This is a genomic window from Meridianimaribacter sp. CL38, assembly GCF_004328055.1.
Classification (GTDB): Bacteria; Bacteroidota; Bacteroidia; order Flavobacteriales; family Flavobacteriaceae; genus Gaetbulibacter_B; species Gaetbulibacter_B jejuensis.
Genome location: NZ_QKWS01000002.1, coordinates 33927 through 51937 on the forward strand (window position 1 = coordinate 33927; position 18011 = coordinate 51937).

At 31.9% G+C, this 18011-nt stretch carries 18 protein-coding genes; 3 read left to right on the top strand and 15 right to left on the bottom strand.

Going from position 1 to position 18011, the window contains the following annotated elements; translation table 11 throughout:
• Positions 1-146: 146 nt before the first annotated feature.
• The 5 genes from DMZ43_RS05375 to pepT form a co-directional block, all read right to left on the bottom strand.
• Complete coding sequence (locus DMZ43_RS05375; protein ID WP_131506570.1) at positions 147-1166, bottom strand: S9 family peptidase; 1020 nt, start codon at positions 1164-1166, stop codon at positions 147-149.
• 89 nt (positions 1167-1255) lie between these two features.
• Positions 1256-2116 carry an AraC family transcriptional regulator gene (locus DMZ43_RS05380; RefSeq protein ID WP_131506571.1) on the bottom strand — a complete coding sequence of 287 codons (861 nt, stop codon included), beginning with the start codon at positions 2114-2116 and terminating at the stop codon, positions 1256-1258.
• A gap of 102 nt (positions 2117-2218) precedes the next feature.
• Positions 2219-2899: a hypothetical protein gene (locus tag DMZ43_RS05385; RefSeq protein ID WP_131506572.1), complete on the bottom strand. Its 681-nt coding sequence runs from the start codon at positions 2897-2899 to the stop codon at positions 2219-2221.
• A 38-nt stretch (positions 2900-2937) separates the two neighbouring features.
• Positions 2938-3354 carry a hypothetical protein gene (locus DMZ43_RS05390; RefSeq protein WP_131506573.1) on the bottom strand — a complete coding sequence of 139 codons (417 nt, stop codon included), beginning with the start codon at positions 3352-3354 and terminating at the stop codon, positions 2938-2940.
• 181 nt (positions 3355-3535) lie between these two features.
• Positions 3536-4777, bottom strand: coding sequence for a peptidase T (gene pepT / locus DMZ43_RS05395; RefSeq protein ID WP_131506574.1), 1242 nt, complete (start codon positions 4775-4777; stop codon positions 3536-3538).
• Between the two features lie 96 nt (positions 4778-4873).
• On the opposite strand from pepT, the gene DMZ43_RS05400 reads away from it, so the two are divergent.
• Positions 4874-5890: a quinone-dependent dihydroorotate dehydrogenase gene (locus DMZ43_RS05400; protein ID WP_131506575.1), complete on the top strand. Its 1017-nt coding sequence runs from the start codon at positions 4874-4876 to the stop codon at positions 5888-5890.
• Here DMZ43_RS05400 and DMZ43_RS05405 read toward each other — a convergent pair.
• Positions 5876-6778 carry a spondin domain-containing protein gene (locus tag DMZ43_RS05405; RefSeq protein ID WP_131506576.1) on the bottom strand — a complete coding sequence of 301 codons (903 nt, stop codon included), beginning with the start codon at positions 6776-6778 and terminating at the stop codon, positions 5876-5878. The two genes, DMZ43_RS05400 and DMZ43_RS05405, sit on opposite strands and share 15 nt — an antisense overlap.
• Before the next feature lie 132 nt (positions 6779-6910).
• On the opposite strand from DMZ43_RS05405, the gene DMZ43_RS05410 reads away from it, so the two are divergent.
• Positions 6911-7774 (top strand): hydroxymethylglutaryl-CoA lyase, encoded by an 864-nt coding sequence (locus DMZ43_RS05410; RefSeq protein ID WP_131506577.1) that lies wholly within the window; start codon positions 6911-6913, stop codon positions 7772-7774.
• A gap of 57 nt (positions 7775-7831) precedes the next feature.
• Here DMZ43_RS05410 and DMZ43_RS05415 read toward each other — a convergent pair whose 3' ends face one another.
• Positions 7832-10063, bottom strand: coding sequence for a TonB-dependent receptor domain-containing protein (locus DMZ43_RS05415; RefSeq protein WP_131506578.1), 2232 nt, complete (start codon positions 10061-10063; stop codon positions 7832-7834).
• A 235-nt stretch (positions 10064-10298) separates the two neighbouring features.
• On the opposite strand from DMZ43_RS05415, the gene guaB reads away from it, so the two are divergent.
• Positions 10299-11771 carry an IMP dehydrogenase gene (gene guaB, locus DMZ43_RS05420; RefSeq protein WP_131506579.1) on the top strand — a complete coding sequence of 491 codons (1473 nt, stop codon included), beginning with the start codon at positions 10299-10301 and terminating at the stop codon, positions 11769-11771.
• A 124-nt stretch (positions 11772-11895) separates the two neighbouring features.
• Here guaB and DMZ43_RS05425 read toward each other — a convergent pair whose 3' ends face one another.
• The 8 genes from DMZ43_RS05425 to DMZ43_RS05460 form a co-directional block, all read right to left on the bottom strand.
• Positions 11896-12537 (bottom strand): hypothetical protein, encoded by a 642-nt coding sequence (locus tag DMZ43_RS05425; protein WP_131506580.1) that lies wholly within the window; start codon positions 12535-12537, stop codon positions 11896-11898.
• Positions 12538-12574: 37 nt separating this feature from the next.
• Positions 12575-13264: a hypothetical protein gene (locus tag DMZ43_RS05430; RefSeq protein ID WP_131506581.1), complete on the bottom strand. Its 690-nt coding sequence runs from the start codon at positions 13262-13264 to the stop codon at positions 12575-12577.
• A gap of 72 nt (positions 13265-13336) precedes the next feature.
• A complete protein-coding gene (locus DMZ43_RS05435; RefSeq protein ID WP_131506582.1) occupies positions 13337-13786 on the bottom strand; it encodes a hypothetical protein in 450 nt (149 codons plus the stop codon).
• Between the two features lie 147 nt (positions 13787-13933).
• The gene (locus DMZ43_RS05440; RefSeq protein ID WP_131506583.1) at positions 13934-14653 is read right to left on the bottom strand and encodes a hypothetical protein; all 720 of its coding nucleotides are present in this window, start codon (positions 14651-14653) and stop codon (positions 13934-13936) included.
• Positions 14654-14966: 313 nt separating this feature from the next.
• Positions 14967-15542 (bottom strand): hypothetical protein, encoded by a 576-nt coding sequence (locus tag DMZ43_RS05445; protein WP_131506584.1) that lies wholly within the window; start codon positions 15540-15542, stop codon positions 14967-14969.
• A 167-nt stretch (positions 15543-15709) separates the two neighbouring features.
• Positions 15710-16087, bottom strand: coding sequence for a hypothetical protein (locus tag DMZ43_RS05450; RefSeq protein ID WP_131506585.1), 378 nt, complete (start codon positions 16085-16087; stop codon positions 15710-15712).
• 148 nt (positions 16088-16235) lie between these two features.
• Positions 16236-16841 (bottom strand): hypothetical protein, encoded by a 606-nt coding sequence (locus DMZ43_RS05455; RefSeq protein ID WP_131506586.1) that lies wholly within the window; start codon positions 16839-16841, stop codon positions 16236-16238.
• Between the two features lie 184 nt (positions 16842-17025).
• Positions 17026-17928 (bottom strand): tetratricopeptide repeat protein, encoded by a 903-nt coding sequence (locus tag DMZ43_RS05460; protein WP_238155782.1) that lies wholly within the window; start codon positions 17926-17928, stop codon positions 17026-17028.
• Between the last annotated feature and the right edge of the window lie 83 nt (positions 17929-18011).

Genomic DNA, 18011 nt, shown 5'->3' on the forward strand with positions numbered 1-18011 from the left:
AAATGTTTTATGTGTGAAATGCAATAGATTACTATAATCTATTTTTCTGACAACAATATAACTTTTTTTTAAAGAAAAAGCGACTTGAGTTAATCCTCAAATCGCTTTTTATCTGCATTATAGACAATGGGTTTTTGTCTATTTGTTTAGCCCATGTATTTATCTAAAAAAGCAAGAACTTTCTCTGGATGTCTACCAAAATAGTTATAACCGTCTTTAAATCTAAAAGGTGTATTCTCTATCCAGTGAAGTTCTTTTTCTTCACTTCCTAAAAGGTCAAATGTTTTTTGGCCATCTTCAGGGTTTTTAGTCCAAGCGTCGTCTTTTACTTGAATCATAAATACTGGCATTTTTACATTTGGTGCTGCTGTATGTGGTGTCATTTCATCCATTAACCATCCGCCCATTTTTAGTAATTCAAAATCTACTAAATCTAAATATTGACTTACACCTTGCAATCCAGAAAACGCTTCATAAATGGCTCTCATAGAAACAACCATAGGACTTACCATGCATTTTACATTTTCAAACAAATCTGGACGACGACTAATGGCTTCGTATTGCGAATTTCCACCCATACATTGGCTATATAAAGCCACTTTCATTTTGCTTAATCTAGGATGATTATCTACATATTGCTTCACACCTGCACAATCTCTCCATTCTAATTGACCAATACCACTTACTCCATTGTTTGATGAGCCACTTCTTCCGTGGTTTCTAATATCATAAGCTAAAACATTATATCCTGCATCAGTTAAATGTTTCATTTGTATTACAAAATCAATTTCAACATTATCATATCCGCTAAAAGGCAATCCAAAATGACCTTGAAACCCAGAACGACACATAGGTAACGCGTGATTAAATATTACTAGTTTATCACTTTCACCTCCTTTTGCAGGAATGTACCAACCATCTAATGGTACACCATCAATACCGTGAAGAAAAACGTCTTCCCAATCTGTCATTCCGTAATCATCAGGTGTTTTATGAATAACACTTCTAAAAGGTTTACAAACATTAGCTAAACCTAATACTTTTTCGTAATCTGCTTCTGAAATTTCATTCAACTGTCTCACAGCATTCTCCATTCGCTCTTTAGACATTCTAGATGTATGTGTAGAAGCTCTTTCGCTTCCTGCTAAATTTACTTGATTTTCCATTGTATTATATTTTTAGATTAACAATACAACAAAGATATAGCCACATGCCCTCCAGACACTTAAACAGATTACTTGAAGACTGAAACAAATTACTGTTTACGAAAAACAGTTGGTGTAACTCCTACTTCTTTTTTAAAAAATCGGGTGAAATATGTTGGGTAATCAAAGCCTAGGCTATAAGCTATTTCGCTAACAGATAATGAAGATTGTTTTAATTTTGTTTTAGCAATTTGTAAAATATAGTGTTGAATATAATTTTGTGCAGATTCACCTGTAAAATGCTTTATAACATCTCCAAAATAGTTTGAAGAAAGGTTTGCTTTTTTCGCAAAATAACTTACTGTTGGTAGTTTTTTAATATCTGTGGTATCGTTAAAATAAGACTCTAAATTTTCGCGAAAATCTTCAACTACATTATTATAAAGTAAGCTTCGAGTATCAAACTGTCTTTTGTAATATTTTTCAATGTAGGTTAATATTAAATTAGCGTAGGATGTTATAATTTCTTTTGAAAATTGTGCAGAACTGTATTCTGTATAAGCTTTCTCAAACAAGTCTAACAAAATTACTTTTTCTTCGTCTTTAACAAACAATGCTTCATGACTGTTATAATTCATAAAACTATATCGTTTTGCATAGTTGTCAAAATAATTAGAACTGATTAAGATGTTATAACCTGTCATAGGTTTTTCTAAATCCCATTCTATAGAATTGTTTGGTGCATCAAAATAAAGTAGTGACTCTGCATTATCAAAATCAGTTTGTCCATAGTTCATGTTTTTATCAAAGTCCAGTTTTAATGCCAAGAGGTAAAAGTCAATTTTTACTGGTTGTGACTTAAGAGGAACTTTACTTTTATCGTCATAGAGTATTATTAAAACATCCTCATCTTTAGAGTTGTCTATATTTAGATATTTAGCAAAATCTGGTATGTTGAATTTTTTGTTCACTAGTTTAATGTTCAAAGAGGTTTAAATTTACTTTAATAATACTAAAATTTAAATTTAGTGATAACTAACCCTAGTTGTTTAGTTGCCGATAACTTTATTAATCTAGTTGTTAAACTTTCTCTTCTCTTCTTCAATAGCTTGTTTAATAGCTAATTGAATGGCATGTTTTAAATTAGGATAGTTGGGTGGTGTTTTCCAATTACCAATAACTTCAACATTAAAAACCGTAAAGTTGTTATACAAAATAGAATTGTCTTTTAGGTTTATGATTTTAGATTCTATTCTACAATTTCCTAGTTTCTCTTCTTCAAAAATACCATCGTAGTTTACCAAAAGTCCATACTCAATAGTTACAATTAAAAGTTCATCAATGTCTTTACTTTGTAAAAATCTTAAATCATAATTAAAATACTGCTTCTTAGATTTTTTTGGTTTTTCAAACTCAACTAAATCTTCAGTGTTAAACTCGTAATCAATTTTTTTAATCGGTTTTCCTTTTTCTTGGTAAGTGTTAAAGTAAATGTTTTTAATGTCGCTAATAGGGTTAATTGTTTTGTCGACTAGTTCTAATGGTGCTCTAAACCGTTTAGTACCAGTTAACGCCATTTCTAATAAACTTTGGTCTCCAATAATTTCTGCTCTAATAGAGTCAGCTATAAAGAGTACTCCAACTTTGTTGGTGTTATCATAATAGGTTTTTGAAAGCGGAATAATTTTACTTTTACAGCTAGTAAACAAAAATAAACATATAAAAAAGACAACTATTATTCGACTAAATTTCATAGTGTAGGGTATGTAATAACAGTTTGTGTATGGTTTAATTAAGTTTCATATTCAGATTTATACAATTCCAAGAACTTAGAAGTTAAGAGACTTATTTCTTTTCTCTTTTTTAAATTAAAATTAATATATATAATCAGAAACGGTAAAACAAACAATGGTATTGGTGTAACCCAATTTCCATACATTAAAGATATTATTGAAAAAATAATTCCGATTCCAAGTGCTACTTTCACAACTATGTTTAGTGGAAATTTGAAGTCAAAACCCAACTCAAATTTGTTTTCATCGTTCAGAAATCCAATTATTCTGTATTGGTTTACAGATAGAATAGAAGGAAATTTTTTTCGTTCAAACTCTATTCTGTTTGGACTTATATTTCCGTCATAAAATCCATTCAGAATTAATTTATTCAGAATATTTAAAGATTTCTTATTATTTGAAATGGTTTCCTTCATTTCTCAAATTTTTGTAAAGGATACGTAATGTTGGTTAGCAATTATTTAACAAATAAAAAACCGGTAATGAACTATACATGTTGTTGTTAGCTGTTTTTTATTCATCAAGAATTTTTCTGATTTTCTCTTCTTTAGTCAATTTTGATTTATTTGAGTCAGTCATATTGCTCACAACTAATAATTACTTATACTTTTCAGCAGTCAATTCAGCAATCTTGCAAATTACTTCGGTTGCTTTTATCATGCTTTCAACTGGTACATACTCATAACGTCCATGAAAGTTATGTCCACCAGCAAAAATGTTTGGACAAGGCAATCCCATATAACTCAACTGCGACCCATCAGTACCACCTCGTATTGGTTTTATCAAAGGTTCAATGTTAAGTTGTTTCATGGCTTCCTCAGCAATATCAACAATATGCATTACGGGTTCAACCTTTTCTTTCATGTTGAAATATTGGTCTTTAATGTCAATGTCAATAACTTCTCTACCATATTCGGTATTGATATCAAAAGCAAGTTTTTGCATCACTTCTTTACGTGCTTCAAAGTGTGCTTTGTCATGGTCTCTAATAATGTATTTTAAAACAGTATCTTCAACTTCACCTTGTATAGAGTGTAAATGAAAAAAGCCTTGGTAACCTTCGGTGTGTTCAGGTGTTTCTAATCGTGGTAAGGCATTAATAAATTCGGTAGCGATATACATGGAGTTTACCATTTTTCCTTTGGCATAACCAGGATGTACAATTTTACCTTTTACTTTTACAGTTGCTCCTGCAGCATTAAAGTTTTCATACTCTAATTCACCTATTTGACTTCCATCCATAGTGTAAGCCCAATCTGCTCCAAATTTTTCAACGTCAAACTTATGCGCACCACGACCAATTTCTTCATCTGGTGTAAACCCAATTTTAATCGTGCCATGTTTTATTTCAGGATGCTGAATAAGGTATTCCATTGCCGAAACAATTTCGGTAATACCTGCTTTATCATCAGCACCTAAAAGTGTAGTACCATCAGTAGTGATTAGGGTTTGACCTTTGTAAAGCAACAGATCTTCAAAATAACTAGGAGATAGAATAATGTTTTCTTCTGCATTTAAAGCAATGTCCTTACCATCGTAGTTTTCAATAATACGAGGTTTTACATTGGCTCCTGTAAAATCTGGTGAAGTATCAAAATGCGATATAAACCCAATTGTTGGTACATCGTGTTCAACATTGCTAGGTAAGGTTGCCATAATGTAAGCGTTGTTGTCTATGGTAACATCTTTAAGTCCAATAGCTATAAGTTCTTTTACAAGTGCATGTGCTAAATCCCATTGTTTAGCTGTACTTGGAGTTGTATCAGAGTTTGGGTCAGACTCAGTATCTACGGTTACATAGCTTATAAAGCGGTCAATAATATGTTGTTTTTCGATCATGTTTTTTATTTTATTCAAAAATAACATTTATAATTTTTTTGGTTTTTGAATTGTAGGTTTTTTTATTTAAAATTACTTTTGCGCAAACATAATTTCATGTACAAGATCATTGTTCGTCCATTACTATTCTGTTTCGACCCAGAACGCATCCATCACTTTACGTTTTCATTAATTCGATTTTTAAACAAAATACCTTTGGTTCCTTCGTTGTTTAAAAGCTTATACTTGGTGAAAGACAAATCGCTAGAGCGACAATTATTTGGATTAACATTTAAAAATCCCGTTGGTCTTGCTGCTGGTTTTGATAAGGATGCTAAACTGTTTAACGAATTGGGTAACTTAGGGTTTGGGTTTATTGAAATAGGAACGCTAACTCCTAAGCCGCAACCAGGAAACCCTAAAAAGCGATTATTCAGATTAAAAGAAGATAACGCTATTATTAACCGAATGGGTTTTAATAATGGAGGTGTAGAAGAGGCTGTAACACGATTAAAGAAAAACAAAGGTGTGCTTATTGGTGGTAATATTGGTAAAAATAAAGTAACACCTAACGAAAATGCAACTGATGATTACGTATACTGCTTTAACGCTTTATATGATTATGTCGATTATTTTGTGGTAAATGTAAGTTCTCCCAACACGCCTAATTTAAGAGCGTTACAAGACAAAGAACCTCTAACTAAGCTTTTACAAGAGTTAAAACTGCAAAATGCTAAAAAGGCAAATCCTAAACCTATTTTATTAAAAATTGCTCCAGATTTAACCGATGAGCAATTATTAGATATCATTGATATTGTTAAAGTAACTAAAATAGATGGTGTTATTGCTACCAACACAACCATTTCTAGAGAAGGTTTACAGTCTGATAATAAAACAGAAGTTGGCGGATTAAGTGGTAAGCCATTAACGCAACGTTCTACTGATGTGATTCGTTTCTTATCAGAAAAAAGCCAAAAAGCATTTCCAATAATTGGAGTAGGAGGCATTCATACAGCTCAAGATGCGCTTGATAAACTAGAGGCTGGAGCAGATTTAGTTCAGCTTTATACAGGGTTTATTTACGAAGGACCAAAACTTATTAAAGACATCAATAAAGCATTACTTAACAAGTAGTCGCTGGATGTTGCTAGAGCCATCATTAGCAATCGATTTTACAAGATACACACCAGTTTTTAAGCTATTGATATCAATATATAGTTGTTTACTGTTTGAGGTGTTTTTGTAAGATTTAACCTTTTTTCCAAGAACGTCATAAAACACTACTTTTGATAGACTAGTTGTTTCTGTTGAGATTTGCACTACCGAAGTTGCTGGATTAGGAAAGAGCTGGATGTGATTAGTCGTTTCAATATCATTTACGCCAAGTACTTGTTGAAGCGTAATGGTTAAAGTGCCTACTTTTTCGGTATTAAAAGGCGCTACACCAGATAGACTTGTTATAGGAACATGAGGAGTAATATCGGCATTTGGTGATGAATAATTCATTCCGCTATCAGTACCAGCATCATAAACGTATAAGTCTATAATTATTGACTCTTCCCAAGTACCACTTGCTCTTAAGTTAACACCATTTACTGCAATCATCCAATCAGGACTAGGAGCAATCATTGAAACCAAAGTAAGCAACGGATAATCTTCACTTATCTGTAAGCCTAAAAGTTCAATACTACCTGTAGCTGTAGCAAGTTGGTCACCATCAATATACTGTTGAGCATTACCATTAGTAATGCTTGTTTGTACTTCTGCTTCAAAAGCATCATTAATACCTAGTTCAGCAACGTCTTCAATACCTTGTGAAGCAATACCACCAAGTTCTAAAAATGTAATGTTAGCATTGTGATTAACACCTACAAGTTTTGACCAATGTGGATTGTTAGGAAACGTACCATGATCGGCTTCATTCCATATACTATTAAATACAACATCGTAAACAGCAGTAGTTTGCGAAAATAGAAGAGGGTTAAAACAGAGGAAAAGAAATAGTAAAGTAAAGTTTTTCATAGCGTGCAAATGATAATTTTTTGTTAAGTCGAAAACTTATATTAATAACTTACAAAGTATTAGCTGTTTGTTGAAAATAGATTTTTATGAAATCGTTTTCGATGACAATATTCTTTTCTATCTTTGAAGCTAATGAGTAATCCAGTAAAAATCATTGAATGCCCTAGAGATGCCATGCAAGGTATTAAGGCATTTATTCCTACCGAAAAGAAAGTACAGTACATTCAGTCTTTACTACGTGTAGGTTTTGATACTATTGATTTTGGAAGCTTTGTGTCACCTAAAGCTATTCCGCAAATGGTGGATACTGCCGAAGTCCTTTCGCAATTAGATTTAAGTAAAACGACTAGCAAGTTGTTGGCAATTATTGCAAATACAAGAGGTGCAAATGATGCTTCACAGCACAAGGAAATTAACTATTTAGGCTATCCGTTTTCAATCTCTGAAAACTTCCAAATGCGAAACACGCATAAAACCATTGCAGAATCTGTAGTGACCTTAAATGAAATACTAGAAATAGCAGATAAGTCAAACAAAGAAGTGGTTGTCTATATTTCTATGGGATTTGGTAACCCTTATGGAGACCCTTGGAATGTGGATATTGTTGGTGAATGGACCGAAAAACTTGCAGCAATGGGAGTGAAGATTCTTTCGTTAAGTGATACTGTAGGAACCTCTAATCCTGAAAGTATTGATTATTTATTTTCCAACCTTATTCCTAAATATCCTCATGTAGAGTTTGGGGCACATTTACATACTACACCAACTACATGGTTCGAAAAAGTAGATGCAGCATATAAAGCAGGTTGCAGACGTTTTGATGGAGCTATACAAGGTTTTGGTGGTTGTCCTATGGCTAAAGATGAACTTACGGGTAATATGCCTACTGAAAAGCTATTATCTTACTTTACATCTCAAAAAAGTAGCGACCTTAACGCTATGAGTTTTGAAAGTGCTTATAACGAAGCGAGTAAAATTTTTAATTTTTATCATTAATAAAAAAGAGTTTGTAAATAATACAAACTCTTTTCTTTATTTATTGTTTTGTCTAGATTAAAACTGAAATTCTAAACCAGCATACACTCCAAAAGGATGACCAGGTCTTAATCCTGCAGGTACTCTTGATACTGCATACTCGTTATCTAATAGGTTAATAATGTTTAATGTTGTACTTAACTTAGAAGTAATATTATAGCGACCAGCAAGATCTAAAACAATAGCAGAGTCAACCTTTTGGTTTTCAGGTATAAATCCGCTACCAGAAACTGTTCTAAACTCTCCATTATATCTACCGTTTAAGTTAATTGAGTATTTTTTATGATCAAAACCAACACTTGCATTTAATTGGTGTTTTGCTATGTAAGGTATTTCGTCGCCTTCAGTAACTGTTCCCCAAATACCATCATCACTACCGAAGCTATTTAAAAATTCAGTATCTGTAAAAGTGTAACCTATAGTAATTGGTAAATCAAAGGCTGTATTGCTTTTTAAAACATCATAGTTTAGCAGCACTTCAATACCTTTTACAGCCACTTTTCCTGCATTAAATACATCTAGACTTCCAGTGCCACCACTTGCAGCAAGATCACTTCCTAATAAGTTACTGTAATCGTTGTAAAACGCAACAACTTCTCCTTGTATACCATTATAGTTAAATCTGGTTCCTAACTCATAGTTGATACTTTCTTCAGGTTTTTGTCCGTCTTCATTTCCAGGAGGTGAAAACCCTTTATGTACACCACCAAAAACAGAATAGTTATTATTGAATTTATAGTTAAAACCAATCCCAGGAATAAAAATATCTACCTTATTTTCTCTAATTGATAAATCACTTCCTGTTCTGTTTACGTCGTTTGTACCATAGTTTTCACGCTTAAGTACAATGTTTTCATAACGCAAACCTGGTGTTAATGTTAAGTTTTTATACTTAAATTTATACATAACGTAAGAGGCAAAAGCTTTAGCACTACTAATTCTGTTTGCATCTGTTCCTGGTATACCTTTAGTAGTTAATTGCATAGTATTGTCTACAATGTTATAGTAATCTTTCCATTGAAAACGATCTTCTTCATCGTAGTGGTATCTTAATCCTAACTCAATATCATGAAAAGTGTTTTCTCCATAAAAATGATAATCTAATTTAGTTTGTACACCTTTTGAAATATATTTACGATTGTTAGCTTTGACTGTTAATGCATCTTCTGGTGCATTTTCTAAACCTGTCATGTAATTAAAATGTGTAGGATATAATTCAGGGTTAGATACAATGTTAGCAATACTTACATTATCACCATTAGCGGTAATATCGTTTAATTTATACCAGTTTCTTTCAAATCTATTAAAATACCCATTGGTGGTTATAGCAAATTTTTTAGAAAATTCAATATTGTGAGTTAATAACAGTTGAATATGCTCATTGGTCATTTTATCCTCTTGAGAACTTGCGTATCTATCAAAAGGATTATTATTAAAATCAGCATCTGTTAACCCTAAATAGGTTTCATTTGATACTTCATCAGCAAACTGAAATTTAGTTTCAAAGCTTTGTTGGATCTTTGCTTCTTTGTCTGTGTTTAGTCGGAATTTTGCAACAACATCGTTTTTATCGAATCCTGTGTTAAGGTCGTTTAATAAGTTTTTAAAACCATCAGAATTAAAATTTAAATACTCAATATTGTACCCAAAGTTTTCATGGCTATCTCCTACAGTTGCATATATTTGACCACTATTAAAACTACCATAAGAGGCTTTTATTCGTCCAGAAAAACTATCAGGTATTTGTGTAGAGACCATGTTTATAGCACCACCAGTTGTAAATGGACCATATTGTACTTGACTACTACCTTTTAAAATTTCAACAGCTTCCATACGTCCTACAGAAGGAAAGTAATAAGCAGCTGATGCGCTGTAAGGAGCAGGAGCTATTAGTACTCCGTCTTCCATTAAACTAATTTTAGCACTGCGCTCTGCAGAAGTTCCTCTTAAACTAATATTTGGACGTAGTCCAAAACCATCTTCTTCTACAATAGTAACACCAGGAACGGTTTTTAAAACACGGTTAATATCTGTATAACCCAGTTTTTTTAATTCAGATGGGGAAATATAATAAGCAGAACCTGTACGGTTTTTAGCTAAATATTTATTCCCAAAAATAACATTAGTTTTAATTAAAATTTCTTCTAGACTTTGAATAGAATCTAGGTTAGTTTTTGTACTATCAATAGCATTTTGTGCAGTTAAACTGCTTGTAACTATTAATAAAAGTAATAATAACTTAGTTTTCACTTATTTAGACTGATTAAGTATAATTTGGTTTTCAGCCTGCAAAATTACTACTCATTTTTAGTTTATCAAATTTTATTTAGAATAATTAAAAATAAATTTCAATTGAATACTCTTCTAGAGTTAGCTTATGAAATAGCTCGTAAATTATATCAGAAATAATACTTTTAATATTAAAATTTAAGTGTAATTTCATATATAAATCGTACCTTTACGCGCAATTAATTTTAATTGCAACATGACAGCACATCAAAATAAGATACTAGGAGAAGGATTAACTTATGACGACGTACTTTTAGTCCCAGCCTATTCCGAAGTATTACCAAGAGAGGTTAACATCCAAACGAAATTCACGCGTAACATTACACTTAACGTTCCTATAGTTTCTGCAGCTATGGATACCGTTACCGAAAGTAGAATGGCTATTGCCATTGCTAGAGAAGGAGGTATTGGTGTATTGCATAAAAACATGACCATTGAGGAGCAGGCTATAAAGGTAAGGCGTGTAAAACGTGCCGAAAGTGGTATGATTATAGACCCTGTAACTTTACCGCTTACTGCCAAAGTAATTGATGCTAAGCAAAATATGGCAGAGCACAGTATTGGCGGAATTCCTATTGTTGATGAAAACGGAACATTAAAAGGAATTGTTACCAATCGTGATTTAAGATTTGAAAAAGACAATGACAGAGCCATTGTTGAAGTAATGACTTCTGAAAACTTGGTAACTGCTGGTGAAGGCACATCTTTAATGGATGCTGAAGTTATTTTACAAGACAATAAAATTGAAAAATTACCTGTAGTTGATGATAACTATAAACTTATTGGGTTAATAACATTTAGAGATATTACTAAACTCACCCAAAAACCTATTGCTAATAAAGATAAATACGGAAGATTACGTGTTGCTGCTGCTGTTGGTGTTACAGGAGATGCTCTAGATAGAGTATCTGCTCTAGTAAGTGCAGGTGTTGATGCTGTTATTATTGATACAGCTCATGGACATACCAAAGGTGTGGTTTCAGTGCTAAAAGAAGTAAAAACTAAATACCCTGAATTGGATGTAGTAGTAGGTAATATAGCTACTGCTGCAGCTGCAAAGTACTTAGTAGAGGCAGGAGCTGATGCTGTAAAAGTAGGTATTGGTCCAGGGTCAATATGTACAACACGTGTAGTTGCAGGTGTAGGTTTTCCTCAATTTTCAGCAGTATTAGAAGTTGCTGCAGCAATAAAGGGTAGTGGAGTACCAGTAATTGCTGATGGTGGTATTCGTTACACAGGTGATATCCCTAAAGCCATTGCAGCAGGAGCTGATAGTGTAATGTTAGGATCGCTTTTAGCAGGAACTAAAGAATCTCCAGGTGAAACCATTATTTACGAAGGAAGAAAATTTAAATCGTATCGTGGAATGGGATCGGTTGAAGCCATGAAACAAGGTAGTAAAGACCGTTATTTCCAAGATGTAGAAGATGACATCAAGAAGCTAGTACCAGAAGGTATTGTAGGTCGTGTGCCATACAAAGGCGAATTGGTAGAAAGTATCCATCAGTTTATTGGCGGATTACGTGCTGGAATGGGTTATTGTGGTGCCAAAGATATTGAATCACTTAAAGAAACTGGACAGTTTGTAAAAATCACAGCTAGTGGAATCAACGAAAGTCATCCGCATGATGTCACTATTACTAAAGAAGCTCCTAATTATTCAAGATAGATTTAGATTGTTATTGGGTTACTCTTTTTAATGGGAGAGATTATAAATTAGATAATTTAGGATTTGTATTAGCATTATACTTTTCAGAAGGTACTTTTTATTGTACCGTTGCAGGACTTATTATTTAATTTTTAGTACCAATCCAAGTAGCACCCATTTTTATAGCATAAAAGGTGTCTTTTGAAGAAGTATCGGTTCGCAAACCTTGTTTTAGTTTTCTATTATACCATTTTTGCATGCCAATATAGTCTTGCTTGCCAGCATAACTATCTTCTTCTAAATCGATATCAGACTGAAAAAAATGATCTTCATCCAACGCATAAGCCCAATTAAAAGTGTTTAATTCTTCTTGAAGTTTACCGTAATTTCGAGACGGAAAATTGTGCTGGTCTTTTGGTTTATAAAATGTGATGTCATAAAAATTTATCATTTCATCAATAGCACAAACAACTTGAGACTTTTTTAATCGAGGTTCAAACAACCAAATTGCCAAATAGTAAGGCTTGTTTAATGTGTTTAGCTGCTGTTCCCAATGGTTATAAATATCCAATAAACCTTTTATAATTTCTTGTCTGTGTTTGAGTTTAGGTGAAGGTATATTGGAACCTGTAATAGAGATGTTGGCAAAAGGACTTACCCATATTTTACAGTAATTTCGCTTACTAGATTTAAGATAATCTAAGTCTAACTCTATATTGTAGTTTTTCCATTCTTCAATAGATTTTAAAATACGATTACCACCTCTTATTTTTCGATGCCTTATCATTATATAGCAGCTTTTTTAACTTTTTATGGGTAAAAAATTAATATTCAGGACAGTAGTTGCTTGTAGGACTTAAACTCTCATCAACACTTATTTTATCATTGCTATGCCTAAAACAGTTTAAATAATGACCTCCTTCAAAACCAATACTCCAGTCTTTAAACAGCCCATATGATCCACCTATAGCTTCATAAAAATATTGATTATTACTTAGTTTATATTTTTTTAAATAGCTGCTTCCTATAGGTATTGAATCAATTTCGGTAACCACTTCATTATTTGAGCTCCATTTATAGTTTAAAACATCTCCAAGGGTAATGTTAAAATCAGCATATAACTCTTCGTTATTTTGATTTTTATTAACAAAGTACACCATACTTGCATCTTGACGCATTGCGCATCTATAATTTAAACTTGTACTTGTAGATATAAATTGATAAGCACTAGAAGAAGAAGGTAAATGAAAAATGGAATCTAACTGATTTGTATACATTTTTTTGTACTCAACATTGTTAATAAGCGTATCTCCATCAAAAAAATAGGTTAAATATATTTTGGTTGATTCAATTGTTGCTGTTGCACCATTAAAATATTCATATTCGCCTCTATGATACCACTTGTTAAATTCAGAAACCATTTCAATACTATTGTTGGTGTCTATTGAGTCAGAATTGTCATTAGTACAGTTAAATAATATAACAGTTACAATTAGTAGTAGTATTTTTTTCATAGTTGAGTGTTTGTGTGTTGCAAAAATGCAATGAAATATATACGTTGTTTTGTCACATTTATTAATAGCAAATTACATTTTTGGTCTTCCTTCCAAATGATTTTTTATAAGTCTGTAATGAAAATCATTCAGTCTTTTAGCTTCATGTTCCTTTGTAATTAGTTCCAAAATCTCTGGAAAATATTTTTTTTGAGAATGTCTAAATATAAGCCAAATGTTAAGTTTAGGACAGTCAATTCGTTCATCAGATATCCATCCGTATTTTTTGGTCAGTTCAATTAGTTTTTCAGTGTTTCTGTTATCAATTTCAATTTGTAAAGACCAAACCGAATCAATTTCTTTTTTTGAACTATTATTTTCAGTACCAAAAGAACCACCTAAGATTTCTCCACTTCTATATAATTGATCATTATTAATCATTTCATTCAACAATCGACACATTTCATCATTGTTTTCAATTGATTCTTGACCGAAGCAAATAAATGAGAATTGTATTAAAATGATTAGTATGAGGTGTTTCATAATGTACTAAACCGTTTTGTGTATGATTTGTGTTGTGTTTTAGTAAGTAATTTAGCAAATAAAAACCGAATAGAAAATCCGCGAGGATTTTCGTAAGTAGGCTAAAACAAAGCAATTAATTTTATACATTGTTGCCAGTAGTATTTTTTATTCAGTTTCTAAATTTTCCTTTCTTTTCAATTTTCCTCGCTGATATTTTTCAACCATTTTTAATTTGTATGAAGCATAATCTCTTTTGTGTAAATTTCTCTTATTTTCTTCAATCAATCTATAATTTTTGTCAAAGTCTCTGTCAAATGTCGCTTCTGATATTATTAAGTCGTGAATTAGGAAAGAAAGTCCTGTCAACAATTTCCTTTTAAGTTGAAGTTTAACGATGTTTTCTTGTCTTAAATGTCCTGTTAATTGAGTATTTGTATTCCTCAAATCATTCGTAAATGCATACTTCCATTGTCCGTGTGCAATTCTATTCCTAATTTCTATTGAAGGAAGTAAGTCACTTTCAATAAGATGATGAATTTCTAAATATCTACTTTTTGGTGTAAATGGTAAAAGAGAAACAAAATCTACTGTTGGATTTAAATTGTAAGCTTTACAAACGGCTATTTTTAAAGCATTTTTCCATTTATCAGCTAAAGTTCCAGAGTTAATAATAATTCCGATTTCACTTTGACTAAAAGCATTGTCTTCATAAGTAAGTTTCAATATCCTTACTTCTGACCAACAAGTAACTAAATACGATAATATTTTTGTGTATTTATAGACTTTACTTTCTTGTTCCATTGAAATATATCTACGCAGATCACTTTCAACTAATTTAATAGCTCCTTCAATTTCTCTTAAATTCTCGCAATGTTTTGAATACATATTTATATTTTAAGTGACTTCGACTGCCAGAGAAAACCATAATTTGCCCTGGCAGTCGGGAATCGAACCCAACTAGACTTCCAATTCAGCAGATAAATCCACTTCGTTGACTGTGTTTCCATTACACTATCACCCTAAAGTTTGTCTATTAGTCACTATTTTTTTTCATATTACTGGCAACGGTAAAGTGTATGATTTCGTTGCGTGTTTAAGCACTAAAGTTAGCAAATAATCACAGATATAAAATTCCAGAGGAATTTTCGTAAGTAAGCCTTTACTAGCAATGAATTATACACAATGTTGTAGGTAGTTTTTATTTTAATTTTATTCTTAATTTTTTTCCGATACTGTCATTTTCATAGAACCTAATAATTTCAGATTCTTTTTCCGTTTTTTTAATCACAGCAAAGTCAAAATATCTGTCAGAGTGTTTTGGGATTATTTTGGTGTCAAAAAACACAGTATCGTTTTCAATTCGATATGTTCCTTTGGCACTTGTAATTCCAAAACAAATATTCAATTCCTTAAACTCATTATTTTTAAACAATTTTAGAGTTGTTGTGCAATTTGCTGCTCCCTCTGCAAATGCTTCTAAAAATATTTCTCGAGTTTCTTTCGGTTTAATAATTCCATTTGGATTAAAGAATAAGATTGTCAAAAGTCCAATATTAAAAATATTCAGAAGAATTCTTTTTATTTCAAACTTTTTCTTGAAAATGATTATTCCAATGTTTATTAGTTGGATAATTCCAATTATTAAGAATGAAATCATTAAAAAAGCTCCCCAAACAAATGCAAAAACCCCACTATTATCTTCCCACAAGTAACTTGTATTTATGGTCAGAAATAAGATTAAAACTATAAGTGAAAATATTACTTGTTTACTCAAGATTTTCTCGTTTTCTTAAATTACCTACAACGGTCTAGTATAACCGTCAGTTACGGTTTAAAGTTAACTAATTTTCAGATTAAACACTGACGTTAGCAATTCCGAGTGGATTCGGACGTAGTCGAATCCGCCGTAATTGCGGTTATACATTGTTGTGGTGCGTTTTTTTACCACGGTCTTTTTCCAATTCGGGATTCCATTGGGTCAGTTTTCAACTTTCCAGAATATGCATAAATTTCAAAATTCGTACTGTCCCAATTTATTAATCTCAAAGTTTTGTCTGTCAATTTTTTTATAGCCGTGTATGGTTCTTTTATTCCGTCGTATTCAATTCCATTATGAGTGAGTTTGGTCAGTTTTTCAATCTGCCATTCTATTTTTCCGTCCGCATTTACTCCAAAAACATTTTCATTAGTAGTTGATTCGTAATAATCAGTTCGCACGACTAAAAATTCATCAAACTCAACAACCTCTTTTATTTCGTCGTCGAATTTGAGCGATTTTCCGCCAATTTTAAGTTCTTTATTTTCAAATTTATACGTCATTTCTCAAATGCACCACAACGGTTTTGTGTATGATTTCGTTGCGTGTTTCAGCAACTAATTTAGTAAAAAATAACAGGCAATAATTCAGCGCGAGGATTTTCCGAAAGGAAAATCAGAAGCAATGAATTATACACGTTGTTACCCAACGTTAATTTTCCTCAATTATATAATTCAGAGTATCTCTTTTCACTATTAATCTTTCTTTTAATTCCATTTCCGTTTTTATATTTTTAATTGCAAAAAGAGTTACATCTTTTTTTTCGTCAAATCCACTAAAGCAACTATTGAAATAATCGACTTTACCTTTTTCGGAATTAAAAGTCAAATTTATATAATCATTGCATTGCACATATTCACCTGCATTTCCTAAATATATTATTTCTTCTAAATTCATTTCACTGTTCAAGCGTATAAGATAAAATTCAGTTAATTCTCCATCTACTAAAAATATTTGTTTAGCAATAATCCAATTCGTTTCATTTTCAGAGTTTATTTTTCCGATTGAGTATATTTTTGATTCCATTCCTTCCCAAAATTCTCCATTTTTTGAAGTGATAACTGTATTTTCAAAAACTTCTTGAATCCAATTTTTTTCAACTTCTTTTCCTGATAATAATCCTTTTAGTTTGTTTCTAGAATCAAATCTAATTTCCTTGTCAATTCGATAGTTTTTCAAATCTATAGTTTGGCTATTATTACAGCTTTGAAAAAATATAAATAGGACTATGAGTAATGTCGTTACTAGGTTTTTCATAATGTTGGGTAACGGTCTCGTATAACCGTCAGTTACGGGTTAAAGTACGCAAATTTTTCGGTTAAGCACATACGTTAGCAATTCCGAGTGGATTGCTTCGCCAGTTCGCACTTTGTGCTCGTGTCGGACGTAGTCGAATCCGCCGTAATTGCGGTTATACATTGTTGTAAACTGTGCTTTTACTTTATTCACAATACTTTTCAATTCTTTCTTGTGCATAATCAGCTCCTAATTCTTTTGCTTTTTTCCAATTAGCACAAGCCTCTGTTTTTTTCTCTTGATTATATTTCGTGTTTCCAATGTTGAAATATGTCATTGCGTCATCAGGTTCTAATTCCAATGCTTTTTTATAATCTTCAAGTGCTCCTTCGTAATCTCCATTTTCGTCTTTTACAGTTCCTCTGTTTGTGATAGCAGAAATAAAATCAGGTGCTAATTCGATTGCTTTGTCGTAATCAGCTATTGCTGATTTCCAAGTATAAAGTTCATTTTTTACTATTGCTCTTGAATAGTAAGAATTCGGTTCTTTTGGATTAATTTCTAAAACAATAGTCCAATTTGCAATTGCACCACTCAAATTATTTGAATTATATAAATCTATTGCTTTGTTGAAATAATAATCCTCTTTTGATTCTATAAATTCTGGAAGTATCGGTTCTTTATCAACTTCAGCTCCGTAAGCATCGAATTTACAATCAAATTCATATCCTCTTTTTGCCATATCTAAAGCCCAATACATTAAATTTTCCTTTGTGATTGGAAACAAGTCTGTTTTACCTCTCAATTCAAAACTACCTTCCCAAGTAGTATATTCCTCGAAAGAATATCCATAATTACTTTTCAGATATTCATTCAGCTTTTCAAGTTTTTCTTTTTTGTCAGATAGAAAGTGAAAATCGAGTTTTGTGTATGCAAAATCAGTTAATTCACTTTTTTTCATATTTTCATAAACGTCTTCGGCAGAAACCATTTCCTTTCCAAAATTGTTGACGAAATCATCCCAAGTAAAATATGTGTTCTCCATTTCTTGACTGTAAGAATTTAAAATTGAAAGTGTTAATATGATTTGAAGTAGTTTTTTCAGCATTGTTTACAACGGTTTCGTATAACCGTCAGTTACGTGTTAAAGTACGTAAATTTTTCGGTTTAGCACAGACGTTAGCAATTCCG

Coding starts and splice junctions, on each gene's coding strand:
- DMZ43_RS05460 (WP_238155782.1), bottom strand. CDS start 17,928: ATGCTGAAAAAACTACTTCAAATCATATTAACACTTTCAATTTTAAAT.
- DMZ43_RS05400 (WP_131506575.1), top strand. CDS start 4,874: ATGTACAAGATCATTGTTCGTCCATTACTATTCTGTTTCGACCCAGAA.
- DMZ43_RS05410 (WP_131506577.1), top strand. CDS start 6,911: ATGAGTAATCCAGTAAAAATCATTGAATGCCCTAGAGATGCCATGCAA.
- DMZ43_RS05440 (WP_131506583.1), bottom strand. CDS start 14,653: ATGTATTCAAAACATTGCGAGAATTTAAGAGAAATTGAAGGAGCTATT.
- DMZ43_RS05385 (WP_131506572.1), bottom strand. CDS start 2,899: ATGAAATTTAGTCGAATAATAGTTGTCTTTTTTATATGTTTATTTTTG.
- guaB (WP_131506579.1), top strand. CDS start 10,299: ATGACAGCACATCAAAATAAGATACTAGGAGAAGGATTAACTTATGAC.
- DMZ43_RS05455 (WP_131506586.1), bottom strand. CDS start 16,841: ATGAAAAACCTAGTAACGACATTACTCATAGTCCTATTTATATTTTTT.
- DMZ43_RS05390 (WP_131506573.1), bottom strand. CDS start 3,354: ATGAAGGAAACCATTTCAAATAATAAGAAATCTTTAAATATTCTGAAT.
- DMZ43_RS05430 (WP_131506581.1), bottom strand. CDS start 13,264: ATGAAAAAAATACTACTACTAATTGTAACTGTTATATTATTTAACTGT.
- DMZ43_RS05405 (WP_131506576.1), bottom strand. CDS start 6,778: ATGAAAAACTTTACTTTACTATTTCTTTTCCTCTGTTTTAACCCTCTT.
- pepT (WP_131506574.1), bottom strand. CDS start 4,777: ATGATCGAAAAACAACATATTATTGACCGCTTTATAAGCTATGTAACC.
- DMZ43_RS05375 (WP_131506570.1), bottom strand. CDS start 1,166: ATGGAAAATCAAGTAAATTTAGCAGGAAGCGAAAGAGCTTCTACACAT.
- DMZ43_RS05450 (WP_131506585.1), bottom strand. CDS start 16,087: ATGACGTATAAATTTGAAAATAAAGAACTTAAAATTGGCGGAAAATCG.
- DMZ43_RS05435 (WP_131506582.1), bottom strand. CDS start 13,786: ATGAAACACCTCATACTAATCATTTTAATACAATTCTCATTTATTTGC.
- DMZ43_RS05425 (WP_131506580.1), bottom strand. CDS start 12,537: ATGATAAGGCATCGAAAAATAAGAGGTGGTAATCGTATTTTAAAATCT.